Raw genomic sequence first — 16,912 nt, 5'->3', positions numbered from 1 at the left:
AAGATCATGCGCGCGGGTGATAATGTCATGGCAGCAAGAGGGCGCCAGCCTGGCGAGGCTAGCGCTCTACAGCGCGAAGGAATGCCACGTTGCGCGGCCAGATCTGACCTCCCGCCGTCCGCGAGTGTCCAATGAAAGCGCCCGATCACATCATCGTCGGCAGCGGCATCAATGGGCTGGTGTGCGCGGCGATGCTTGGCGGCAAGGGCGCCAAGGTGCTCGTGCTGGAACGCAACGATCGCATCGGCGGCTGCATGCGCACCGAGGAGATCACCGCGCCCGGCTTCATCCATGACGTGATGGCGACGACCTTCGTGCTGTTCATCACCTCGCCGGCCTTCTCGGCACTTGGCGCCGACCTTGCGCGGCACGGCCTGGAGTTCTGCCACACGGCAACGCCGACCGGCGTGCTGCGGCCTGATGGCAGCCATGCGGTGCTCAGCACCGACCGCGCCGCCAATGTCGCGGCACTCAACGCAATCGCGGCAGGTGACGGCGACCGGCATGCCGAGGATGTCGGCGGCATCGAGCGCAATGCCGGCCTGTTGTTTGGCCTGCTCGGCGGCAGCTTGTGGTCTTATTCGACCGCGAAGCTGCTGGCGGGCGACGCCTGGCGGCGCGGTCCGCGCGGCCTTGCCGACTTCCTTGGTGAGGCCCTGGTGCCGGCACGCGGCTGGCTGGAAAGCACCTACCGGTCCGAAACCATCCGTGCGCTCTGGGCGCCCTGGGTGCTGCATGCCGGGCTCGGCCCGGAAGATGCCTTTTCCGGCCAGATCGCCAAGGTGATTGCCTTCGCGCTGGAGGCGGCAGGCGCGCCGATCGTCAAGGGCGGGGCGAAGAACCTGCTGTCGGCTTTCGAGGCGCTCATCATCGAGCGCGGCGGCGTCATTTCCACAGAATCCGACGTTGCTTCCATCATCCTGGCCGGCGGCCGCGCCACCGGCGTGCGGCTGGCCTCGGGCGAGACGGTCCATGCCAGGAAGAGCGTCATCTGCTCGGTCACGCCGACGCAGCTCTATAACCGCCTGCTGGGCACGGATGCTCCCAAAGCCGATGCCGACGCGGCACGGAAATATAGCTACGGCAAAGGCAATTTCCAGATTCATTACGCCCTCGACAAGCCGCCGGCGTGGCGCGGTGAAGGGCTGGACAAGGTGGCGCTGCTGCACCTGACGCCGGGCCTGGACGGTGTCTCGAAAGCCTGCAACGAAGCGGCGCGCGGCATGCTGCCTGAAGTACCGACCATCTGTGTCGGTCAGCCGCACGCGCTCGATCCGTCGCGCTGCCCGGAGGGCAAGGCGATCCTATGGCTGCAGCTGCCCGAGGCGCCGCGCCACATCAAGGGCGATGCCGCCGGCAAGCTGCAGACGCCGGCCGACGGGCAGTGGACCGCCGAGTTGCGCGAGGCCTACGCCGACCGCGCCGAGGCGGTTCTCGCCAGCCATGTTGATGGCTTCAAGGACAGCGTCATCGCGCGCCGTGCCTATTCGCCGGCCGATCTCGAAGCCATGAACATCAACCTGGTCGGCGGTGACCCCTATGGCGGTTCCTCCACCATCGACCAGTCATTCCTGTGGCGGCCGTTCAAGACCAGCCGCAATCATCAGACCGGTATCAAAAACCTCTACCATATCGGCGCCTCGACCCATCCGGGCGCGGGTCTCGGCGGTGGCTCCGGCTTTCTCCTGGCGGGGAGGCTGTGATGGAACAGAAGCTTCCCGAAAGGCGCCAGCGCATCTCGACCCTCGGCCAGATCGGACTGCAGCAATTCGCGCCCTATCTGATGAACCGCATCATGGGTCGCTACAACGCCACGTTGCGCGACGATTTCCGCAGGCAGGGCCTGACCATTTCGCAGGTGCGCACGCTGGCCGTGCTCTCGGTTACGGATGGTGTCACCGTCAACGACCTCTCGGTCTACACTGTCATCGAGCAATCGACCTTGAGCCGCACGCTCGACACGCTGGAGGGCCAGGGGTTCGTGCGGCGCGAGCAAGGGGTCACCGACAGCCGTATCCGCCACGTGTTCCTGACCGACGAGGGCCGGGCCGAGTTCACCCGCGCCTGGCCGGCCATGCATGACGCGTTCGAGGCGATGTTCGACGATGTCGATGATGCCGAATACGCCGCATTGATCGCGACGCTGCAGAAGATCCTGAAGAATATTCGCAAGCACGACATCTGATGCATGTCGCCCAAAAGTGGACCCGGTTTTGGGGAAACGACATGCATAAGACAGGGACTCTAGATTAGCCGCCGCCGGCTGTCGGCGGCAACGGAAGGAGGCAGAGATGGCCGAACGGTCTTTTGCCAAGGAAGTCGAAAAACTCAGGCTCGGCGCCGGCGAGGAATTCGCTGGCGAGGGCATTCTCGCCATCACCAAGGCGCTGCTGCAATGCGGCGTCGGCTATGTCGGCGGCTATCAGGGCGCGCCGATCAGCCATCTGATGGATGTGTTGGCCGACGCGCAGGACATTCTGGGCGAGCTCGGCGTGCATTTCGAGGCCAGCGCTTCGGAAGCCACCGCCACCGCCATGCTGGCCGCCTCGGTGCACTATCCGATCCGCGGTGCCGCGACTTTCAAGTCGACTGTCGGCACCAATGTCGCCTCCGATGCACTGGCCAATCTCGCTTCCGGCGGCGTCACCGGCGGCGCGCTGATCATCGTCGGCGAGGATTACGGCGAGGGCTCCTCGATCATGCAGGAGCGCAGCCATGCCTTTGCCATGAAGAGCCAGGTGTGGCTGCTCGACCCACGCCCGAACCTGTCGTCGATCGTCAAGGCGGTCGAGGATGGCTTCGAACTCTCGGAGATCTCCAACACGCCCGTCATGCTGCAGGTGCGCATCCGCTGCTGCCATGTCCATGGCCATTTCATCGCCAAGGACAACAAGCGCCCGCCGATGAGCGTGGCCGATGCGCTTTCGGCACCGCGCCGCGACACCGGCCGCATCGTTCTGCCGCCCGCCTCCTTTCTGCACGAGAAGGAGAAGGTGGCAAAGCGCTGGCCGGCGGCGGTGGATTTCATCGCCAAGAACAGGATCAACGAGTTCTTCGGCTCGGACCATGGCTCGGTCGGCATCGTCATGCAGGGCGGCATGTACAATTCCGTCATCCGCGCCCTGCAGCGGCTCGGCCTTGCCGACACCTATGGCGAGACGGACGTGCCGCTCTATGTGCTCAACGCCGTCTATCCGCTGATCGACGATGAGTTCCTGTCCTTCTGCGAGGGCAAGCAGGCCGTGCTGGTCGTCGAGGAAGGCCAGCCCAACTACATCGAACAGGCCTTTGCCGCGATGCTGCACAAGGCCGGGCGCGGCACAAGGCTGGTCGGCAAGGAATATCTGCCGATGGCCGGCGAGTATACCGGCCAGGTCATGCTCGACGGCATCGGTGCCTTCCTGCGCGCAGAGGCGCCGCATCTGCTGCCGGGCGAAGTACGTGCGCCCAACAAGGTCGGCGAGGGCGTCGACACCGCTGATCTGATCAACGTCGTGCCCGGCCGCCCGCCGGGCTTCTGCATCGGCTGCCCGGAGCGACCGATCTTTGCCGCCACCAAGCTGGTCGAACAGGAACTCGGCAAACACCACATCGCGTCCGACATCGGCTGCCATCTGTTTTCGATCATGCCGCCCTTCGAACTCGGCGCCACAACCATGGGCTATGGGTTGGGGCCGGCCTCGGCCTCGGCCTTCAATTCGCCCGATGCCAGGCGCCGCTCCATCTCTTTCGTCGGCGATGGCGGCTTCTGGCACAACGGATTGACCTCCTCGATCGGTAATGCGGTCTTCAACAAGAACGATGGCGTCATTGTCATCGTCGACAATTTCTATTCGGCCGCGACCGGTGGGCAGGACATTCTCTCATCGCGCGCCGGCAACAAGACCAAATCGACCAAGCATCCCATCACTGAGGCGGTGAAGGGCATGGGCGTCAAATGGCTGCGCCATGTCGACCACACCTATGATGTCGGCAAGATGCAGGACACGCTGCGTGAGGCGCTGACCACCGACGAGAAGGGACCGAAGGTCATCGTCGCTTCGTCCGAATGTATGCTCAACCGCCAGCGCCGCGAAAAGCCGCTGGTCGACAAGGCGATCAAGGGCGGCGAGCGCGTGGTGAAGCCGAAGTTCGGCGTCGACGAGGACATCTGCACCGGCGACCATGCCTGCATGCGGCTGTCCGGCTGCCCGTCGCTGTCGGTGAAGTCGCTCGACGATCCGCTGCGCGACGATCCCGTCGCGAGCATCGATCAGAACTGCGTCGGCTGCGGCAATTGCGGCGAGGTCGCCGATGCGGCGGTGCTGTGCCCGTCCTTCTACCGCGCCGATGTCGTGCACAATCCGAGCCGCTGGGACCGTTTCCTGGAAAGCGCGCGCCGCGCGGTGATCAGCCTCTTGCAGCGCCGTCGCGAAAGCCGGCGCCTGACCTTTGCCGATGCTTGACGCTGTCCCGCCATTTCGCGCCAAGGCCGGTGCTCAGGACAGCGAGCGCGTCATCAAACTCGCGGTGCTGGCGGTTGGCGGCCAGGGCGGCGGCGTGCTTGCCGACTGGATCACCGACGTTGCCGAACGCAATGGTTATGTCGCGCAATCGACTTCGGTCGCCGGCGTTGCCCAGCGCACCGGCGCCACGATCTATTATATCGAAATGGCGCGCGACACTGGCCGGCTGCCGGTGTTCGCGCTGTCGCCTTCGCAGGGCGATGTCGACATTCTGATCGCCGCCGAACTGATGGAAGCCGGCCGCGCCATCATCAGGGGCTTCGTCACGCCCGAGCGCACGACACTAATCGCTTCGTCGCACCGCATCGCCGCCGTGTCGGAAAAGATCGAACCGGGTGACGGCCGGGCCTCGTCGTCCAAGGTGCACGCGACCGCCGAGGCCGCGTCCAAGCGCTTCATCGTTTTCGATATGGAAAAGATCGCCGCCGACAACGGTTCGATGATCTCCGCCAGCCTGCTTGGCGCGCTGGCCGGATCCGACGCGCTGCCGTTCACGCGCGAAAGCTACGAACAGGCGGTCGGTGCTGGTGGTCGCGGCGTCAAGGCCAGCCTTGCGGCCTTCGCCGCCGCTTATGATCGTGCGCGCGGCACGGCCGTGCCGGCGCCAAAGGTGGCCGAGTCGGCGATCGTTGAATCCACTCTCGGAGCGGGGCGCGTGAGTGGCCCGCAAAACCTGCTGCAGGGCTGGCAGGCGCTCGCTGCCCGCATCGACATGATGCCCATGGCGGTGCGCGACATGGCGTTGCGCGGTCTGCGAAAGGTCGTCGATTATCAGGACATCGCCTATGGGCGCGACTATCTCGACCGGCTCGACAAGGCCGTCGCGCTGGATGACGCCGGCCATGCCCATGCGCTGTCCATCGCCGCCGCCAAGCATCTGGCCAATGCAATGTGCTATGATGACATGATCCGTGTCGCGGATCTGAAAACGCGCTCGACGCGGGACAGGCGTGTGCGCAAGGAGGTCGGCGTCAAGGATGGCTCGATCCTGCAGGTGACCGAATATTTCCATCCGCGTATCGAGGAGTTCTGCGGTACTTTGCCGGCAACATTGGGCAGCTACATCGAGAACCGGCCGAAACTTGCCGCCTTTCTCGACCGCCGCATCAATCATGGCCGGCGCATCCGCACCGACAGTTTTGCCGGTTTTGCCGCTCTCTGGTTCATCGGCGGCCTGCGTCGCTGGCGCCGCGGCCTGCTGCGCCACAAGGTCGAGACCGCGCATCTTGACCAATGGTACACGCTCGCGCTTGGTTACGTGCCCTCTGATTACGCCCTTGCCCTCGAAATCCTCAACTGCCGCCGGCTGATCAAGGGCTACAGCGACACCCATGTCCGCGCCCAGTCGAAATTCGACCGCGTGCTGTCGGCGCTTGACATGCTCAAGGACCGTGAAGATGCCGCCGACTGGATCCGCCGCCTGCGCGAGGCGGCATTGAAAGACGAGAAGGGCGACATGCTCGACGGTGCGCTGAAGACGGTGGCGACCTTGGATCAAAATCCCGTCGATTGAGGCGTGCCAATAGGCGCCGCACCGATGTCACCGGGCTGCTCCTCTGGCGTGCATAGCGCGTGCGAGGCTAATCGTTGGCGATGCACATTCCTTTCGAGACAGGGTTCCGTAGTCCGACCTTCTTCCTTCATTGGCAATGAACGTCGTTCATTTTTCTCTTGAACGTTGTTCATGATGTGATAGGGTCCTATCGTGAACAGCGTTCAGGAGGGTCGAAAAATGCCGAAACAGCTTGGCATGTGTACCGCACAACCCGTCTCTTCCGTGGGTTCAAACACCGGCTGCCGGAGCCAAGCGTGGGCATGAACCGCGGTAAGGAAGTTTAACCAGCTTACCGATATCGCTGGGATTGAAACAGCGCCTGCAACCCGCAGGGCCTGTCGGCGCACAGCCGTAGGGTTCCGCCAAATGGAAACCGCCATGAACACTCATCTCATGTTGTCGCGGCGCTTTGCGCCTCTGTTCTGGACGCAGTTCCTGTCCGCGCTCAATGACAATTTCCTCAAGAACACACTGGTTTTTCTGATCCTCTTCACCTTGGCCGCCGACCAGGCGGCCTCGCTGGTCACGCTTGCTGGAGCCGTGTTCATGGCTCCTTTCCTGCTCCTGTCAGCCCTGGGCGGCGAGATCGCTGACCGGTTCGACAAGGCCCTGATCGCCCGCCGGCTGAAATTCGCGGAGATCGCCGCCGCTGCAGTCGCAGTCATCGGGATCGCGCTGTCGTCGATCCCGGTGCTGATGACGGCGTTGCTCATGTTCGGCATCATCTCGGCGCTGTTCGGACCGATCAAGTACGGCATCCTGCCGGATCATCTCGAGCGCAAGGAATTGCCGCGCGCCAATGCCTGGATCGAGTCGGCGACCTTCGCCGCCATCCTGGGCGGCACCATCGCCGGCGGCGTCGTCTCGGCCGATGGCATCGGCGTCTGGGTCTTCGGGCCGATCATGATGATCCTGTCAGTCGGCTGCTGGTTCGTCAGCCGCTACATTCCTTCGACGGGTTCGGCTGCTCCCAGCCTTGTCATCGACAGGAACATCCTTCGTTCGACCTGGCGTCAGGTCAGCGAATTGCGCACCGAAACACGCATCTGGCGCGCCGGCCTGATGACCTCCTGGTTCTGGCTGATCGGAGCCATTATCCTTTCGATCCTGCCGACGCTGGTCAAGGATTCGCTCGGCGGCGGAGAGATCGCCGTCACCGCCTACCTCGCTGTGTTCGCCGTCTCGATCGCTATCGGTTCGGCCATTGCCGCATGGATGTCGCAGGGACGTGTCGTGCTCTTGCCGGCCCCGGTCGGCACGGCGCTGCTTGCGCTGTTCGGCCTGCACCTCGCCTGGACAATCTGGAGCATGCAGCCGTCGCCGAGCGCCGAGACCCTTGCCATGTTCTTCGCCGGGCCGAACACCATCCGTGTCGCGATCGACCTCGCCGGCATGGCCATCTCGGCCGCCTTTCTCGTGGTGCCGACCTTCGCCGCCGTGCAGGCATGGTCGCCCGAGGCGCGCCGTGCCCGTGTCGTCGCCGCGGTCAGCATCGTCAATGCCGGCTTCATGACCGTGGGTGGCATACTCGTTGCCGCGATCCAGGCAGCGGGCGTTTCCGTCGGAAGCATCCTGTTCGGCCTCGTCGCGGCCAATGTGGTCGCTGCCTGGCTGATGCTGAGATACCTGCCGACGAATCCGTTCCGCGACTTCGTCTCCATCCTCTTCCGCGCCTTCCACCGCCTGGAAGTCGAGGGGATCGAAAACCTCAAGGCTGCCGGCAAGGCACCCATCCTGGCGCTCAACCATGTCAGCTTCCTCGATGGCCCGCTGGCGTTGACGCTGACGGATGAAGAACCGGTCTTCGCCATCGACTACACCATCGCGCAGGCCTGGTGGATGAAGCCTTTCCTGAAACTGACCCGCGCGCTGCCGCTCAATCCGGCCAAGCCAATGTCGACGCGCACGCTGATCAAGATCGTGCAGAACGGTGATCCGCTGGTCATTTTCCCCGAAGGCCGCATCACCGTCACCGGCGGCCTGATGAAGGTCTATGACGGCGCCGCCATGGTGGCCGATAAGACCGGCTCGACGGTGGTGCCGATCCGCATCGACGGGCTGGAGAAAAGCCCGTTCTCGCGCCTGACCTCTCAGCATGTGCGCCGCCGCCTGTTCCCGAAGGTCAAAGTGACCATACTGAAGCCGGTCAAGCTTGAAGTGCCGCAGGAACTGAAAGGCCGCCAGCGCCGCGCAGCGGCGGGTGCAGCACTCTATCAGGTCATGTCGGATCTCGTCTTCCGCACCCAGAATATCGACAAGACCGTGCTGGAAAAGATCATCGAGACCGCGAACGAACGCGGCATGAAACGGCTCGCCGTTCAGGATCCCGTCACCGGTTCGCTGAGCTACGGCAAGCTACTCACCGCGGCCGCCGTCCTCGGTGAGAAGTTCAAGAACCTCTATGCCGGCCAGCGGGCGCTCGGCATCATGCTGCCCAACGCCAACGGCTCTTGCGCCACACTGCTTGGCGTGATGTCGGCGGGCAAGGTGGCGGCGATGATCAACTTCACCGCCGGTGCGGCCAACATCCTGTCGGCCTGCAAGGCGGCCGAGGTGCGCACCGTGCTTACCTCGCGGGCCTTCGTGGAACAGGCCAAGCTTGGCGCCGTGGTCGAGGAGATGGGCCGGTCGGTCGACATTGTCTGGCTGGATGATCTGCGCGCCACCATCGGCCTCAAGGACAAACTGCTCGGCCTGTTGCGCAAGAGCACGCCCAGGGTTGCCCGCAAGGCCGCCGACCCTGCGGTGATCCTGTTCACCTCCGGGTCGGAAGGCACGCCAAAGGGCGTGGTGCTCACCCACCGCAACATCCTGGCCAATGCCGCGCAGGCCGCCTCCCGCATCGACTTCCACTCGGGCGACAAGGTGTTCAACGTGCTGCCGATCTTCCATTCCTTCGGCATGACGGCCGGCACCGTGCTGCCGCTGATCTCGGGCGTACCGGTCTATTTCTACCCGTCGCCGCTGCACTACCGCATCGTGCCGGAACTGATCTACGCATCGAACGCGACGATCATCTTCGGCACCGATACGTTTCTCAGCGGCTATGCCCGCACCGCGCACCCGTACGATTTCCGTTCGATACGCTATTGCTTTGCCGGCGCGGAGCCCGTCAAGGCCGCGACGCGCATGACCTATATGGAAAAGTTCGGCGTGCGTATCCTCGAAGGCTATGGCGTCACCGAGACCGCGCCGGTGATCTCCATCAACACACCGATGTACAACCGCTCCGGCACTGTCGGCAAAATCATGCCCGGAATGGAGTATCGTCTCGATCCGGTGCCTCGTGACGACAATGGCGGGCGGCTCTATATACGTGGGCCAAACGTCATGGCGGGCTATCTGCGCGCCGAGAAGCCGGGCGTGCTCGAACCTCTCCCGGACGGCTGGCATGACACCGGTGACGTCGTCTCCATCGACGAGGCGGGATTTATCACCATTCGCGGCCGCGCCAAGCGTTTCGCCAAGATCGGCGGCGAGATGATCTCGCTCGCAGCGGTCGAGGCGCTGGCCGGCGAACTGTGGAAGGGCTTGCTCTCGGCAGTCGCTTCCGTGCCGGATGCGCGCAAGGGTGAGAAGCTCATTCTCATCACCGAGGCTCCCGGCGCCACGCGCGCCGAGTTCCTGAACTTCGCCAAGACGAACGGCGCCATGGACTTGATGGTGCCCGCCGAAGTGCGCGTCGTCCAGAAAGTGCCGGTGCTCGGCTCCGGCAAGCTCGACTTCGCCGGCGTGACCAGACTGGTGCGTGGCGAGGATGAGCCTTCCGCCAAGGTCGAGGCCGCCTGATCACGGGTGACGGCGAGACGGCGCCGCGCTGAAAATCGCGGCGTCGTGAGCGTTTCAGACAACCAGGTTCGTCATCGGCTTCACTGCCGCCGACTCCGGAAACACCTTGTCGCCAAGCACGGCGGCGGAAAGACCGAACTGGTCGGCGAGCAGGCCCTTCAGCACGGCTCTGACATCGCTGGTCGGCGCGAGATCGCGTTGCTCACGGAGCTGAGCCGGCTTCAATCCCGGCCAGTCTGCGATGACGCGGTCGCCCTTGATCGCGCCGCCGGCGAGCAGCACCACCGTGCCGGTGCCGTGATCGGTGCCGACCGTGCCGTTGATCCGCGCCGTGCGCCCGAACTCGGTGATGGCGACGATCGCAGTGTCCTTCCAGCGCTCGCCAAGCCCCTTCTCGAATTCCTCGAAGGCACCGTCGAGACCACCGAGCAAAGTGGCAAGCCGGCCGGTCGCGCCGCCCTCATTGACATGGGTGTCCCAGCCGTCGAAGGCGAGGGCGGCAACCCGCGGCCCATCATCGGCCGCGATCAGCTTGGCGGCGCCTTGCGCGGCCTGCCGCATGCCGGCGGCGCTGTCGAGGCCCCCCTTCGGCTTGATTGCTTTGGCGACCATCTGGTCGTCGAGCGCCATGCGGTCGGCATCGAGGCCTTTTTGCAAGGCCACCGCCAGCACCGGGTCGCGATGCTGGTAGAGATCGAGAACCCGCGCCGCGAGGTCGCCGGCTGGCGGCGGCAGGGATTGCGGCGCCCAGCCGAGCACCGGTGCCGCGCCGCGGATCACCAGCGGTGTCGAAGGCCCGACGGCCAATCCGCCAAGCGTCGCGACGCGGTCGCCGGCCGGCAGGCTCTCGAGCGCCCGGTTGAGCCATCCGGTGGCGACATGGCCCGGGCCGGCATAGCCGCTCTCCAGCACATCCTGCCCGTCGAAATGCGAGCGTTCGCGGTAGCCTGTCGCGGCTGCATGCACCACCGCCGCTTGTCTTGCCTTGAACAGCCGCGCGAATACCGGCATCGCCGGATTGACCGCGAAGAAACCATCGAGCGGCAGCGCCGCGTGCGGGCCGGTGAGCGACAGCGCGATATCGCCATGCAGGCCGGCATAGTCCGGATCCCCGACCGGACCGACAGCCGACAGGCCATCGAGCGCGCCGCGCAACACGATAACGATCAGGCGCGGGTCGCGATTGTCGGCGGCACGGGCGAAGCGGGGCAGATAGGCCCAGGCAAACAGCGCGCCGCCGGTCATCAGCACGGCGCGGCGGGAAGGACGAGGGGTTTCACACAGCAGGCTCATGACCTTGTCTCCGTGGGAGTTGTCCGCGCTGGCGCTATCGTCTCTGGAATTCGGGCGCAATCAGCAGCAGCGCCAGGCCTTGCTGCTTGGACTCGGCGCGTGCGACCGCCTGCCGCGTCTCCAGCGAGGCGGAGGGACCGATGACGGCGTCGAGCATGTCGTTGGGATTGCCGATGTCCTTGACCTGGCGGGCCGCCTGCCAGGCGATGTCGAGGCGGATCTTCATGCCTTCGGCAGAGGCCCAACTGTCAGCCTGGTCGGAAAAGCCGTTCGGCCCCGGTGGCTGCCAGAGCGGCTCGCCCAGCGCGCTGAGCCAGTTGAGCGACTGGCCGGGATCGTTCGCCGGGCCGGGTCCGGCGGCCCGGCGGATGGCGACGATGTAGTCGAAGGGCGAGCGCATCTTGGTCAATGGCGTCGACCAGGCCTCAGGCATGTCGATGAGCGCCGCCGCCAACGCCCTGAGATTGCCATCGCTCCTGGTGAACAGCTTGGCGAGACGCGTCACCACCGCCGGTGGCGGTTCGTCCGCTATGAAGTGTCGGGCGAGCTTGGTGGCGATGTGTTGCGCCGTCGCCGGATGGCGGGCGATATCGTTGAGCGCGGCCTCGGCCTGGCCCATGCCGCCAGCCGGATAGGTCTTGCCCAGCAGCACCGCGTCACCAGGCTCATGCGCATTGGCGTTGAAGACCGAACTGCCGGGCTCGCCCAGCCGTCCTTCCCGTCCGGCCATCATCCAGCCGGTCAGGATACGGGCGAAGCTGGTGACATCGGCTTGGCTGTAGCCGCTGCCGACGCCCAGCGTGTGCAGTTCCAGGATCTCGCGGGCGAGGTTCTCGTTGAGGCCGCGCTGGCGGTTCCTGCCGGCGCGGGAGTCCGGGCCGATCGATTGCTGGTTGTCGAGATAGAACAGCATCGCCGGATGCCGCTCGACCGCCATCAGCATGTCGGCGAAGCGGCCGAGTACGAAGGGACGGATCGCTTCCCGCTCGAAGGCACCGGCGCTGGCCCGCACGATCGGCCCCTTCGCCGCCGAGACACAGAAATGATTCGACCAGAAATAGACGAGACGCTCGACGAAGCCGGCCTCGGCCCGAAAGGCTTTGTCGAAGCGCGCTTGTGCTTCGGCCCGGAAGAGCCTGGCCTCGACCGGTGGAACGGCTGGCTTCGCGGGGGCGGTCGGCGACGGCATGGGCTGGGCAGGCGCAGCCTGGGTCGGCGCGGACTGGGCCGGCTTGGGCTGGACTGGCTTGGACCGAGCCGGTGTGGCTTGGGCGGGCATCTCCTGCACGCTCGCTGTTGCCATCGCCGGCTGCGCTGCGGCCATGCGTTCACGTTCGAGCTTGCGCTGGACATTTGCCGCCATGCTGGCCTGGATAGCCGGCGTGCTGCCCAGCAGGCTTGCATAGGCCGGGTCGTCCAGCGAGATCATGGCGATGTCGGGCTGCCGCAGTTCCGCCTTCAGGTAACCGCGCGGGTCGCCGGCAATCCTGTCGCGGTCGCCGGGCTTTGCCCCGAGCCCGAAACGGTTGGAAGCGACAAGGGCCGGATCTGGCTGGGAATTGGAGGCCGGGATAGCCAAGTCAACTCTCCATTGCTTGGGCTTTCCGCGCGAGGCGCCTGAAGCCCGTTCGAGCCGTTTCGTACCTGCTCAATCAAGGTGTGGGGCCGGCGCGGAAGCCGGCCTCGGAAGCGCCTACCAGCGATGCCAGCGATGCCAGCGGTGGTGCGGATGCCAGGCGTGGAAGCCCGGGCCGTTCCAGTAATAATAGCGCGGATAGACCCCCACGCGATAAGGAACGCAGCGCCCCCAGCGGTTGGGATGCCAGCCGGGGCCGCAGCCCCAGGCCACGTGCTCGACCAGCGCGGGGGCGGCTGGCTGCGCAAGCGACACCATGGGCATCGCCGAAGATGCCGCGGCCGTGGCAACCGTGCCGGTTACGGCAAGAGCGGCGGTAATGGCGTATTTTGTCAGATGAAACATGTCCGTGCTCCGAATATTTCAGAGGTTGAAGACCTGCTCGCACGCAGCGGTCCGGCAGATCCTGCCCTTCTCCCGGTTAAACGCTGCCGCCGGCAGTTTCCGTCGGTCGTCACGGCGATTTTTTTGGCGTGGCGGGTGGTTGCTGGCCCGCGCGCCTTGTGAGCCCTTCCGCCAACACGGCGCGATCCTCGGCCGAACCCGCCGCCGCGAACTCGATGATGCGCTGCTCCAGCCGCGCGCGTATGGTGACGTCGGCATTGCGGGCCCGCTCCAGGGCTGCCGTCAGGGCCGCCTTGTCAAGGACGGGCTGCCGCAGCAGGTCCGCCGCCTCCCGCCGGGCCTGCTGGCCAGCGAGGATAATATCGCGGGATTCGCGGCGGACCTCCCGCAGCGCCTTGCGGAACTGCGTGCGCTGCTGGTCGGGAAGCCGGCCGCCCGCCGCTTCCAGCGAATAGCCCTGGCCCTGCTTGCCGCTTCTTATCCAGACGGCGCCGCCGGCGAGCGCGCCGGCCAGGAACACATTCAGCACCACCGACGCGATGAGGAGGTTTCGGCCTGTGCTCATAGATCCTCCTCGATCGTGTCGCTGTCGGGCCCGGCGTCGCCGAAGGCCGTCGCATTGGCATCGAGCACATAGTGGTCGGGCTGAGCCTCGGGCGTGACGACGGTCACCAGGGCCAATCCGGCCACGGCGCCGGCCAGGCCGATGCCGGCAAGTCCCAATCCCAACCACCAGAACCGCTGACGCCGCCGCTGGACGAGGTGCCGGTCGGCGACGCGTAGGATGCTGCCGTGCAGCGCCTTGCCGGGGGGCTGGACGCTGTAGCTGTCGAGCAGGGTGTCGAGCGTGCCGGCATGTCGCGAAATGGCTTGGCCTGCCTCGCTTGGAGCAAAGGCCGCGGCGGCTTCGCGCTCCGCTTCCGGCCAGCGACGCAAATCGCCGCCATAGGCTTCGGCGAGCGCCGCGAAACGCTCTGCATCCATTGCCGGGCCGTCTTCGATGTCTTTAGTCATTTGCTTTCCCCTTGCCCTTTTGCGCCGCGTGCCCACGCGGGTTGGAAACGACAGCGACCGGCCCCCCACCGGACGCCCGCAAAGCGCGATGAATGTTCGGCATCCATGGTCGCGCCTTTGTCAGTCATGGACGCTATCCCTGGCCAGAATCGCCTGCAGGGCCCGCCGGCCGCGCGAAAGCAGGCTCTCCAGGGCGTCGACGCTGATCTCCAGGGTCGCGGCCGCCTCGATATTGGACATCTCTTGATAGTAGACCAGGATGATCGCTTCGCGCTGGCGTGGCGCGATCGCCTGCAAGGCGCGCTCGACCCGATGCGTCTCTTCCCGGGAATCGGGAAGCGGGGCCGGGTCGACCACATCCGGCAAATCGTTGGTCACCCATTCGCGGCGCCGGCGCAGCCGGTCGTAGCAAAGGTTGAGCGTCACCCGATGGATCCAGGTGTCGAAGCGTGCGTTGCCGCGCCGCCAGCTCGAGGCATGACGCCAGATCCGCACGAAGGTTTCCTGGGCGACATCCTCGGCCTCCGCCGCGTCGCCCAGCATGCGGACGGCTAGCGAAAGGATGCGCGGCAGCTTGCGCGCGACAAGCGTCCGCACCGCCGCGGGATCGCCAGCCCCGACCCGACGGACCAACTCCTCGTCCGGATCGGCGCTCATCTGCTGGCGCACTCCCGAGGTTCATCACGCGTCATGGCCTCTTGGTCATTGCTCCGCCTTGGGAGCGGATTTGTGGCCTGGCATCTCGTCGGCCGCGAGAACCCCGTCGCCATTCTTGTCCAGCTTGGCGAAGCGCTTGGCGAAGAACGCGTCGAGTTCGGCGCGATCGATGAAGCCGTCATGGTTGGAATCGATGCGGGCGAAGGATTTGGCTGGATCGCCCTTGGCGTTGCGCTTGGCCTGGAAAGCCTCCCACTCCAGCAGGCTGATCTTGCCGTCGCCATCCGTGTCGGCGGCCATGATCGCCGTCTCCCGCCGTCTCTGGAACTTGGCCAGCGTAAGATCGGACTTGGCCTTGGGCGCGGCAGCCGGCGGTGTGGCAGGAGCAGGAGCAGGAGGCTGCGTCTGGGCAAAAGCTGCCACGGTCGACAGGCTCAAGGCAGCGGCAAGGATCGAACGGCGTATCATGCTCTGGCGTCTCCGGTTGGGGCGTCGGCCACGGCCCGTGCCATGGTCACGCTTCAACCGTTAAACGCCGCGGCGGGAGAAATCCGTCGGTCGCCGTGCCGCCTGTTCCGATTTGTCGACGGTGGTGCTCGTCCTTGGAGCGGTCGCCGTAACACGGCGCCTGGCGTGATCTGAATCCACGCTAGGCAGGCCACTATCGTTGGCGGTCGGGCTGGGATTATGTGGATTGGTCGGCGGCCACCAGCTGGTCCGATTTGAAGCCCGCATGTTGCGGGGTCCAGACATCGCCCTCGCGGTTGAACCAATGGCACATATACGTGCCGGAAGCCGCGCCGTCGCTGACCGTCATCTTCGGACCTCCCGACTTCAGCCTGACGACGTCTCCGGTCTTGAAACTGTTGGGCATTTTGGGCCTCCATGCTGACGCCGGGAGTTTCACATCAAACATGAGTCTCGACAATGGCGATATGCGTGGCGGGCGCCGCGATCCTTCGCACCCCCGCTAGCAGGCCCTTCGTCATTGTCGTCGTATCGCGCTCAGTTGAGTTCTTGGGCGAGTCCGATGAGAAGCCCTTCGGGCCCGCGGATGTAGCAGAGCCGATAGACGTCCTTGTACTGGACGACTTCGCCTACGAGCTGCGCGCCGCGATTGCGGAGCCTTTCAAGCGTGTCGTCGATGTCGTCCACGGCGAACATGACGCGGAGGTAGCCGAGAGCGTTGACAGGGGCGTTACGATGATCCGCGACGGCAGGCGGCGTGAGGAAGCGGGATAGCTCGAGCCGGCCATGGCCGTCTGGCGTGCGCATCATGGCAACCTCGACGTGCTGATCGCCCAATCCGGTGACACGTCCGGACCATTCTCCTTCGATCGTGGCCCGCCCTTCGAGCTCAAGGCCGAGCTCGAGAAAGAAATCAATCGTCTCTCCGAGGTCATCGACGACGATACCTATGTTGTCCATCCGTTTGAGCGCCATGGGTTCAATCTACAAGGCGTCGTCTGGACCGTAAACTCATAAAAATGCTTGCCAAGGTAAGCAAGTGGTGAATCAAGGCTCCGGCAGGGAGCCTTGTGATGCGTCGCCGGTTTGAGCCGACGGATTTTGAGTGGTCGCTAATCGAGCCAATGCTGCCGCAAAGGAGCCGGGCATATATTCGTGGCTCTACGCTGCTCGATGGCTTTGCACTCCTCGGCGGACAGGTCCGTCCGGTCCAGTTCGCGAGTGTCGTCGTTGATGAGGTTGGAAAACTCGGTCTCTTGGGCAGAAGGCGCAGGCTGGAGTCTTTTCCGTTGCGTACAAATCCGGCGAGGCGATCAGCCAAGGTGTTGAGTTTTGGTGCCGCTTAGGTGACTCGAACACCTGACCCCATCATTACGAATGATGTGCTCTACCAACTGAGCTAAAGCGGCCCGGGAGGCCAAGGCCTCCAAGATGGGCTGGGTGATAGACTCAACCGGCTGCGAATTCAAGATGCGACTTGGCAATTCTGCACGGGCTTCCGTCAAGATCGAAAGCCGGCCTCGGATCGGTCTTGCGGCAGGGTTCGCCCGTCCTTGCGCGTGAAAATCGCAGACAGGGTCCGATTTTGTTTGCCGGAACATCGCCAAGATGGACTTTGGACACGCTGTCGAGGCAGAATGCGGCCGTCCG

At 64.9% G+C, this 16,912-nt stretch carries 14 protein-coding genes and 1 tRNA gene; 5 read left to right on the top strand and 10 right to left on the bottom strand.

Annotation, left to right across the window (positions count from 1 at the left end):
* Positions 1–131: 131 nt before the first annotated feature.
* The 5 genes from FJ930_RS20420 to FJ930_RS20400 all read left to right on the top strand — a co-directional run bounded on the left by FJ930_RS20420 (position 132) and on the right by FJ930_RS20400 (position 9,849).
* A complete protein-coding gene (locus FJ930_RS20420; protein WP_141839863.1) occupies positions 132–1,703 on the top strand; it encodes an NAD(P)/FAD-dependent oxidoreductase in 1,572 nt (523 codons plus the stop codon).
* Positions 1,703–2,185 (top strand): MarR family transcriptional regulator, encoded by a 483-nt coding sequence (locus FJ930_RS20415; RefSeq protein ID WP_141839862.1) that lies wholly within the window; start codon positions 1,703–1,705, stop codon positions 2,183–2,185. Before FJ930_RS20420 ends, FJ930_RS20415 begins: the two co-directional genes overlap by 1 nt.
* Positions 2,186–2,291: 106 nt before the next feature.
* Positions 2,292–4,445 carry an indolepyruvate ferredoxin oxidoreductase subunit alpha gene (locus FJ930_RS20410; protein ID WP_141839861.1) on the top strand — a complete coding sequence of 718 codons (2,154 nt, stop codon included), beginning with the start codon at positions 2,292–2,294 and terminating at the stop codon, positions 4,443–4,445.
* Positions 4,438–6,018, top strand: a complete 1,581-nt coding sequence (locus FJ930_RS20405) for an indolepyruvate oxidoreductase subunit beta family protein (protein WP_141839860.1) — start codon at positions 4,438–4,440, stop codon at positions 6,016–6,018. Before FJ930_RS20410 ends, FJ930_RS20405 begins: the two co-directional genes overlap by 8 nt.
* A 420-nt stretch (positions 6,019–6,438) precedes the next feature.
* Positions 6,439–9,849, top strand: coding sequence for an acyl-[ACP]--phospholipid O-acyltransferase (locus FJ930_RS20400; RefSeq protein ID WP_141839859.1), 3,411 nt, complete (start codon positions 6,439–6,441; stop codon positions 9,847–9,849).
* A 54-nt stretch (positions 9,850–9,903) separates the two neighbouring features.
* On the opposite strand, the gene FJ930_RS20395 is transcribed toward FJ930_RS20400, so the two are convergent.
* The 10 genes from FJ930_RS20395 to FJ930_RS20350 all read right to left on the bottom strand — a co-directional run bounded on the left by FJ930_RS20395 (position 9,904) and on the right by FJ930_RS20350 (position 16,671).
* The gene (locus tag FJ930_RS20395) at positions 9,904–11,142 is read right to left on the bottom strand and encodes a DUF1501 domain-containing protein (protein WP_141839858.1); all 1,239 of its coding nucleotides are present in this window, start codon (positions 11,140–11,142) and stop codon (positions 9,904–9,906) included.
* A 34-nt stretch (positions 11,143–11,176) separates the two neighbouring features.
* The gene (locus tag FJ930_RS20390) at positions 11,177–12,721 is read right to left on the bottom strand and encodes a DUF1800 family protein (protein WP_141839857.1); all 1,545 of its coding nucleotides are present in this window, start codon (positions 12,719–12,721) and stop codon (positions 11,177–11,179) included.
* A 114-nt stretch (positions 12,722–12,835) separates the two neighbouring features.
* On the bottom strand, positions 12,836–13,123 hold the full coding sequence (locus FJ930_RS20385) for a hypothetical protein (protein ID WP_141839856.1): 288 nt from the start codon (positions 13,121–13,123) through the stop codon (positions 12,836–12,838).
* Between the two features lie 109 nt (positions 13,124–13,232).
* Positions 13,233–13,688 (bottom strand): periplasmic heavy metal sensor, encoded by a 456-nt coding sequence (locus FJ930_RS20380; protein ID WP_141839855.1) that lies wholly within the window; start codon positions 13,686–13,688, stop codon positions 13,233–13,235.
* Positions 13,685–14,137, bottom strand: coding sequence for a hypothetical protein (locus FJ930_RS20375; RefSeq protein WP_141839854.1), 453 nt, complete (start codon positions 14,135–14,137; stop codon positions 13,685–13,687). Before FJ930_RS20375 ends, FJ930_RS20380 begins: the two co-directional genes overlap by 4 nt.
* A 120-nt stretch (positions 14,138–14,257) precedes the next feature.
* On the bottom strand, positions 14,258–14,794 hold the full coding sequence (locus FJ930_RS20370; RefSeq protein ID WP_141839853.1) for an RNA polymerase sigma factor: 537 nt from the start codon (positions 14,792–14,794) through the stop codon (positions 14,258–14,260).
* Positions 14,795–14,839: 45 nt separating this feature from the next.
* Positions 14,840–15,262 (bottom strand): EF-hand domain-containing protein, encoded by a 423-nt coding sequence (locus FJ930_RS20365; RefSeq protein ID WP_141839852.1) that lies wholly within the window; start codon positions 15,260–15,262, stop codon positions 14,840–14,842.
* Between the two features lie 217 nt (positions 15,263–15,479).
* Entirely contained in the window at positions 15,480–15,668 is a 189-nt protein-coding gene (locus FJ930_RS20360) for a DUF2158 domain-containing protein (RefSeq protein ID WP_140744536.1), read from the bottom strand.
* A gap of 131 nt (positions 15,669–15,799) precedes the next feature.
* Complete coding sequence (locus FJ930_RS20355; protein WP_141839851.1) at positions 15,800–16,237, bottom strand: VOC family protein; 438 nt, start codon at positions 16,235–16,237, stop codon at positions 15,800–15,802.
* A gap of 358 nt (positions 16,238–16,595) precedes the next feature.
* Positions 16,596–16,671 (bottom strand) — tRNA-Thr (locus FJ930_RS20350).
* Positions 16,672–16,912 lie beyond the last annotated feature (241 nt).

The sequence above is a fragment of the Mesorhizobium sp. B2-4-15 genome (assembly GCF_006658505.1).
GTDB lineage: Bacteria > Pseudomonadota > Alphaproteobacteria > Rhizobiales > Rhizobiaceae > Mesorhizobium.
Note: the sequence above shows the minus strand (reverse complement) of the source record. Positions and strands in the feature narration are given on the sequence as shown.

Coding starts and splice junctions, on each gene's coding strand:
- FJ930_RS20420 (WP_141839863.1), top strand. CDS start 132: ATGAAAGCGCCCGATCACATCATCGTCGGCAGCGGCATCAATGGGCTG.
- FJ930_RS20415 (WP_141839862.1), top strand. CDS start 1,703: ATGGAACAGAAGCTTCCCGAAAGGCGCCAGCGCATCTCGACCCTCGGC.
- FJ930_RS20410 (WP_141839861.1), top strand. CDS start 2,292: ATGGCCGAACGGTCTTTTGCCAAGGAAGTCGAAAAACTCAGGCTCGGC.
- FJ930_RS20405 (WP_141839860.1), top strand. CDS start 4,438: ATGCTTGACGCTGTCCCGCCATTTCGCGCCAAGGCCGGTGCTCAGGAC.
- FJ930_RS20400 (WP_141839859.1), top strand. CDS start 6,439: ATGAACACTCATCTCATGTTGTCGCGGCGCTTTGCGCCTCTGTTCTGG.
- FJ930_RS20395 (WP_141839858.1), bottom strand. CDS start 11,142: ATGAGCCTGCTGTGTGAAACCCCTCGTCCTTCCCGCCGCGCCGTGCTG.
- FJ930_RS20385 (WP_141839856.1), bottom strand. CDS start 13,123: ATGTTTCATCTGACAAAATACGCCATTACCGCCGCTCTTGCCGTAACC.
- FJ930_RS20380 (WP_141839855.1), bottom strand. CDS start 13,688: ATGAGCACAGGCCGAAACCTCCTCATCGCGTCGGTGGTGCTGAATGTG.
- FJ930_RS20375 (WP_141839854.1), bottom strand. CDS start 14,137: ATGACTAAAGACATCGAAGACGGCCCGGCAATGGATGCAGAGCGTTTC.
- FJ930_RS20370 (WP_141839853.1), bottom strand. CDS start 14,794: ATGAGCGCCGATCCGGACGAGGAGTTGGTCCGTCGGGTCGGGGCTGGC.
- FJ930_RS20365 (WP_141839852.1), bottom strand. CDS start 15,262: ATGATACGCCGTTCGATCCTTGCCGCTGCCTTGAGCCTGTCGACCGTG.
- FJ930_RS20360 (WP_140744536.1), bottom strand. CDS start 15,668: ATGCCCAACAGTTTCAAGACCGGAGACGTCGTCAGGCTGAAGTCGGGA.
- FJ930_RS20355 (WP_141839851.1), bottom strand. CDS start 16,237: ATGGCGCTCAAACGGATGGACAACATAGGTATCGTCGTCGATGACCTC.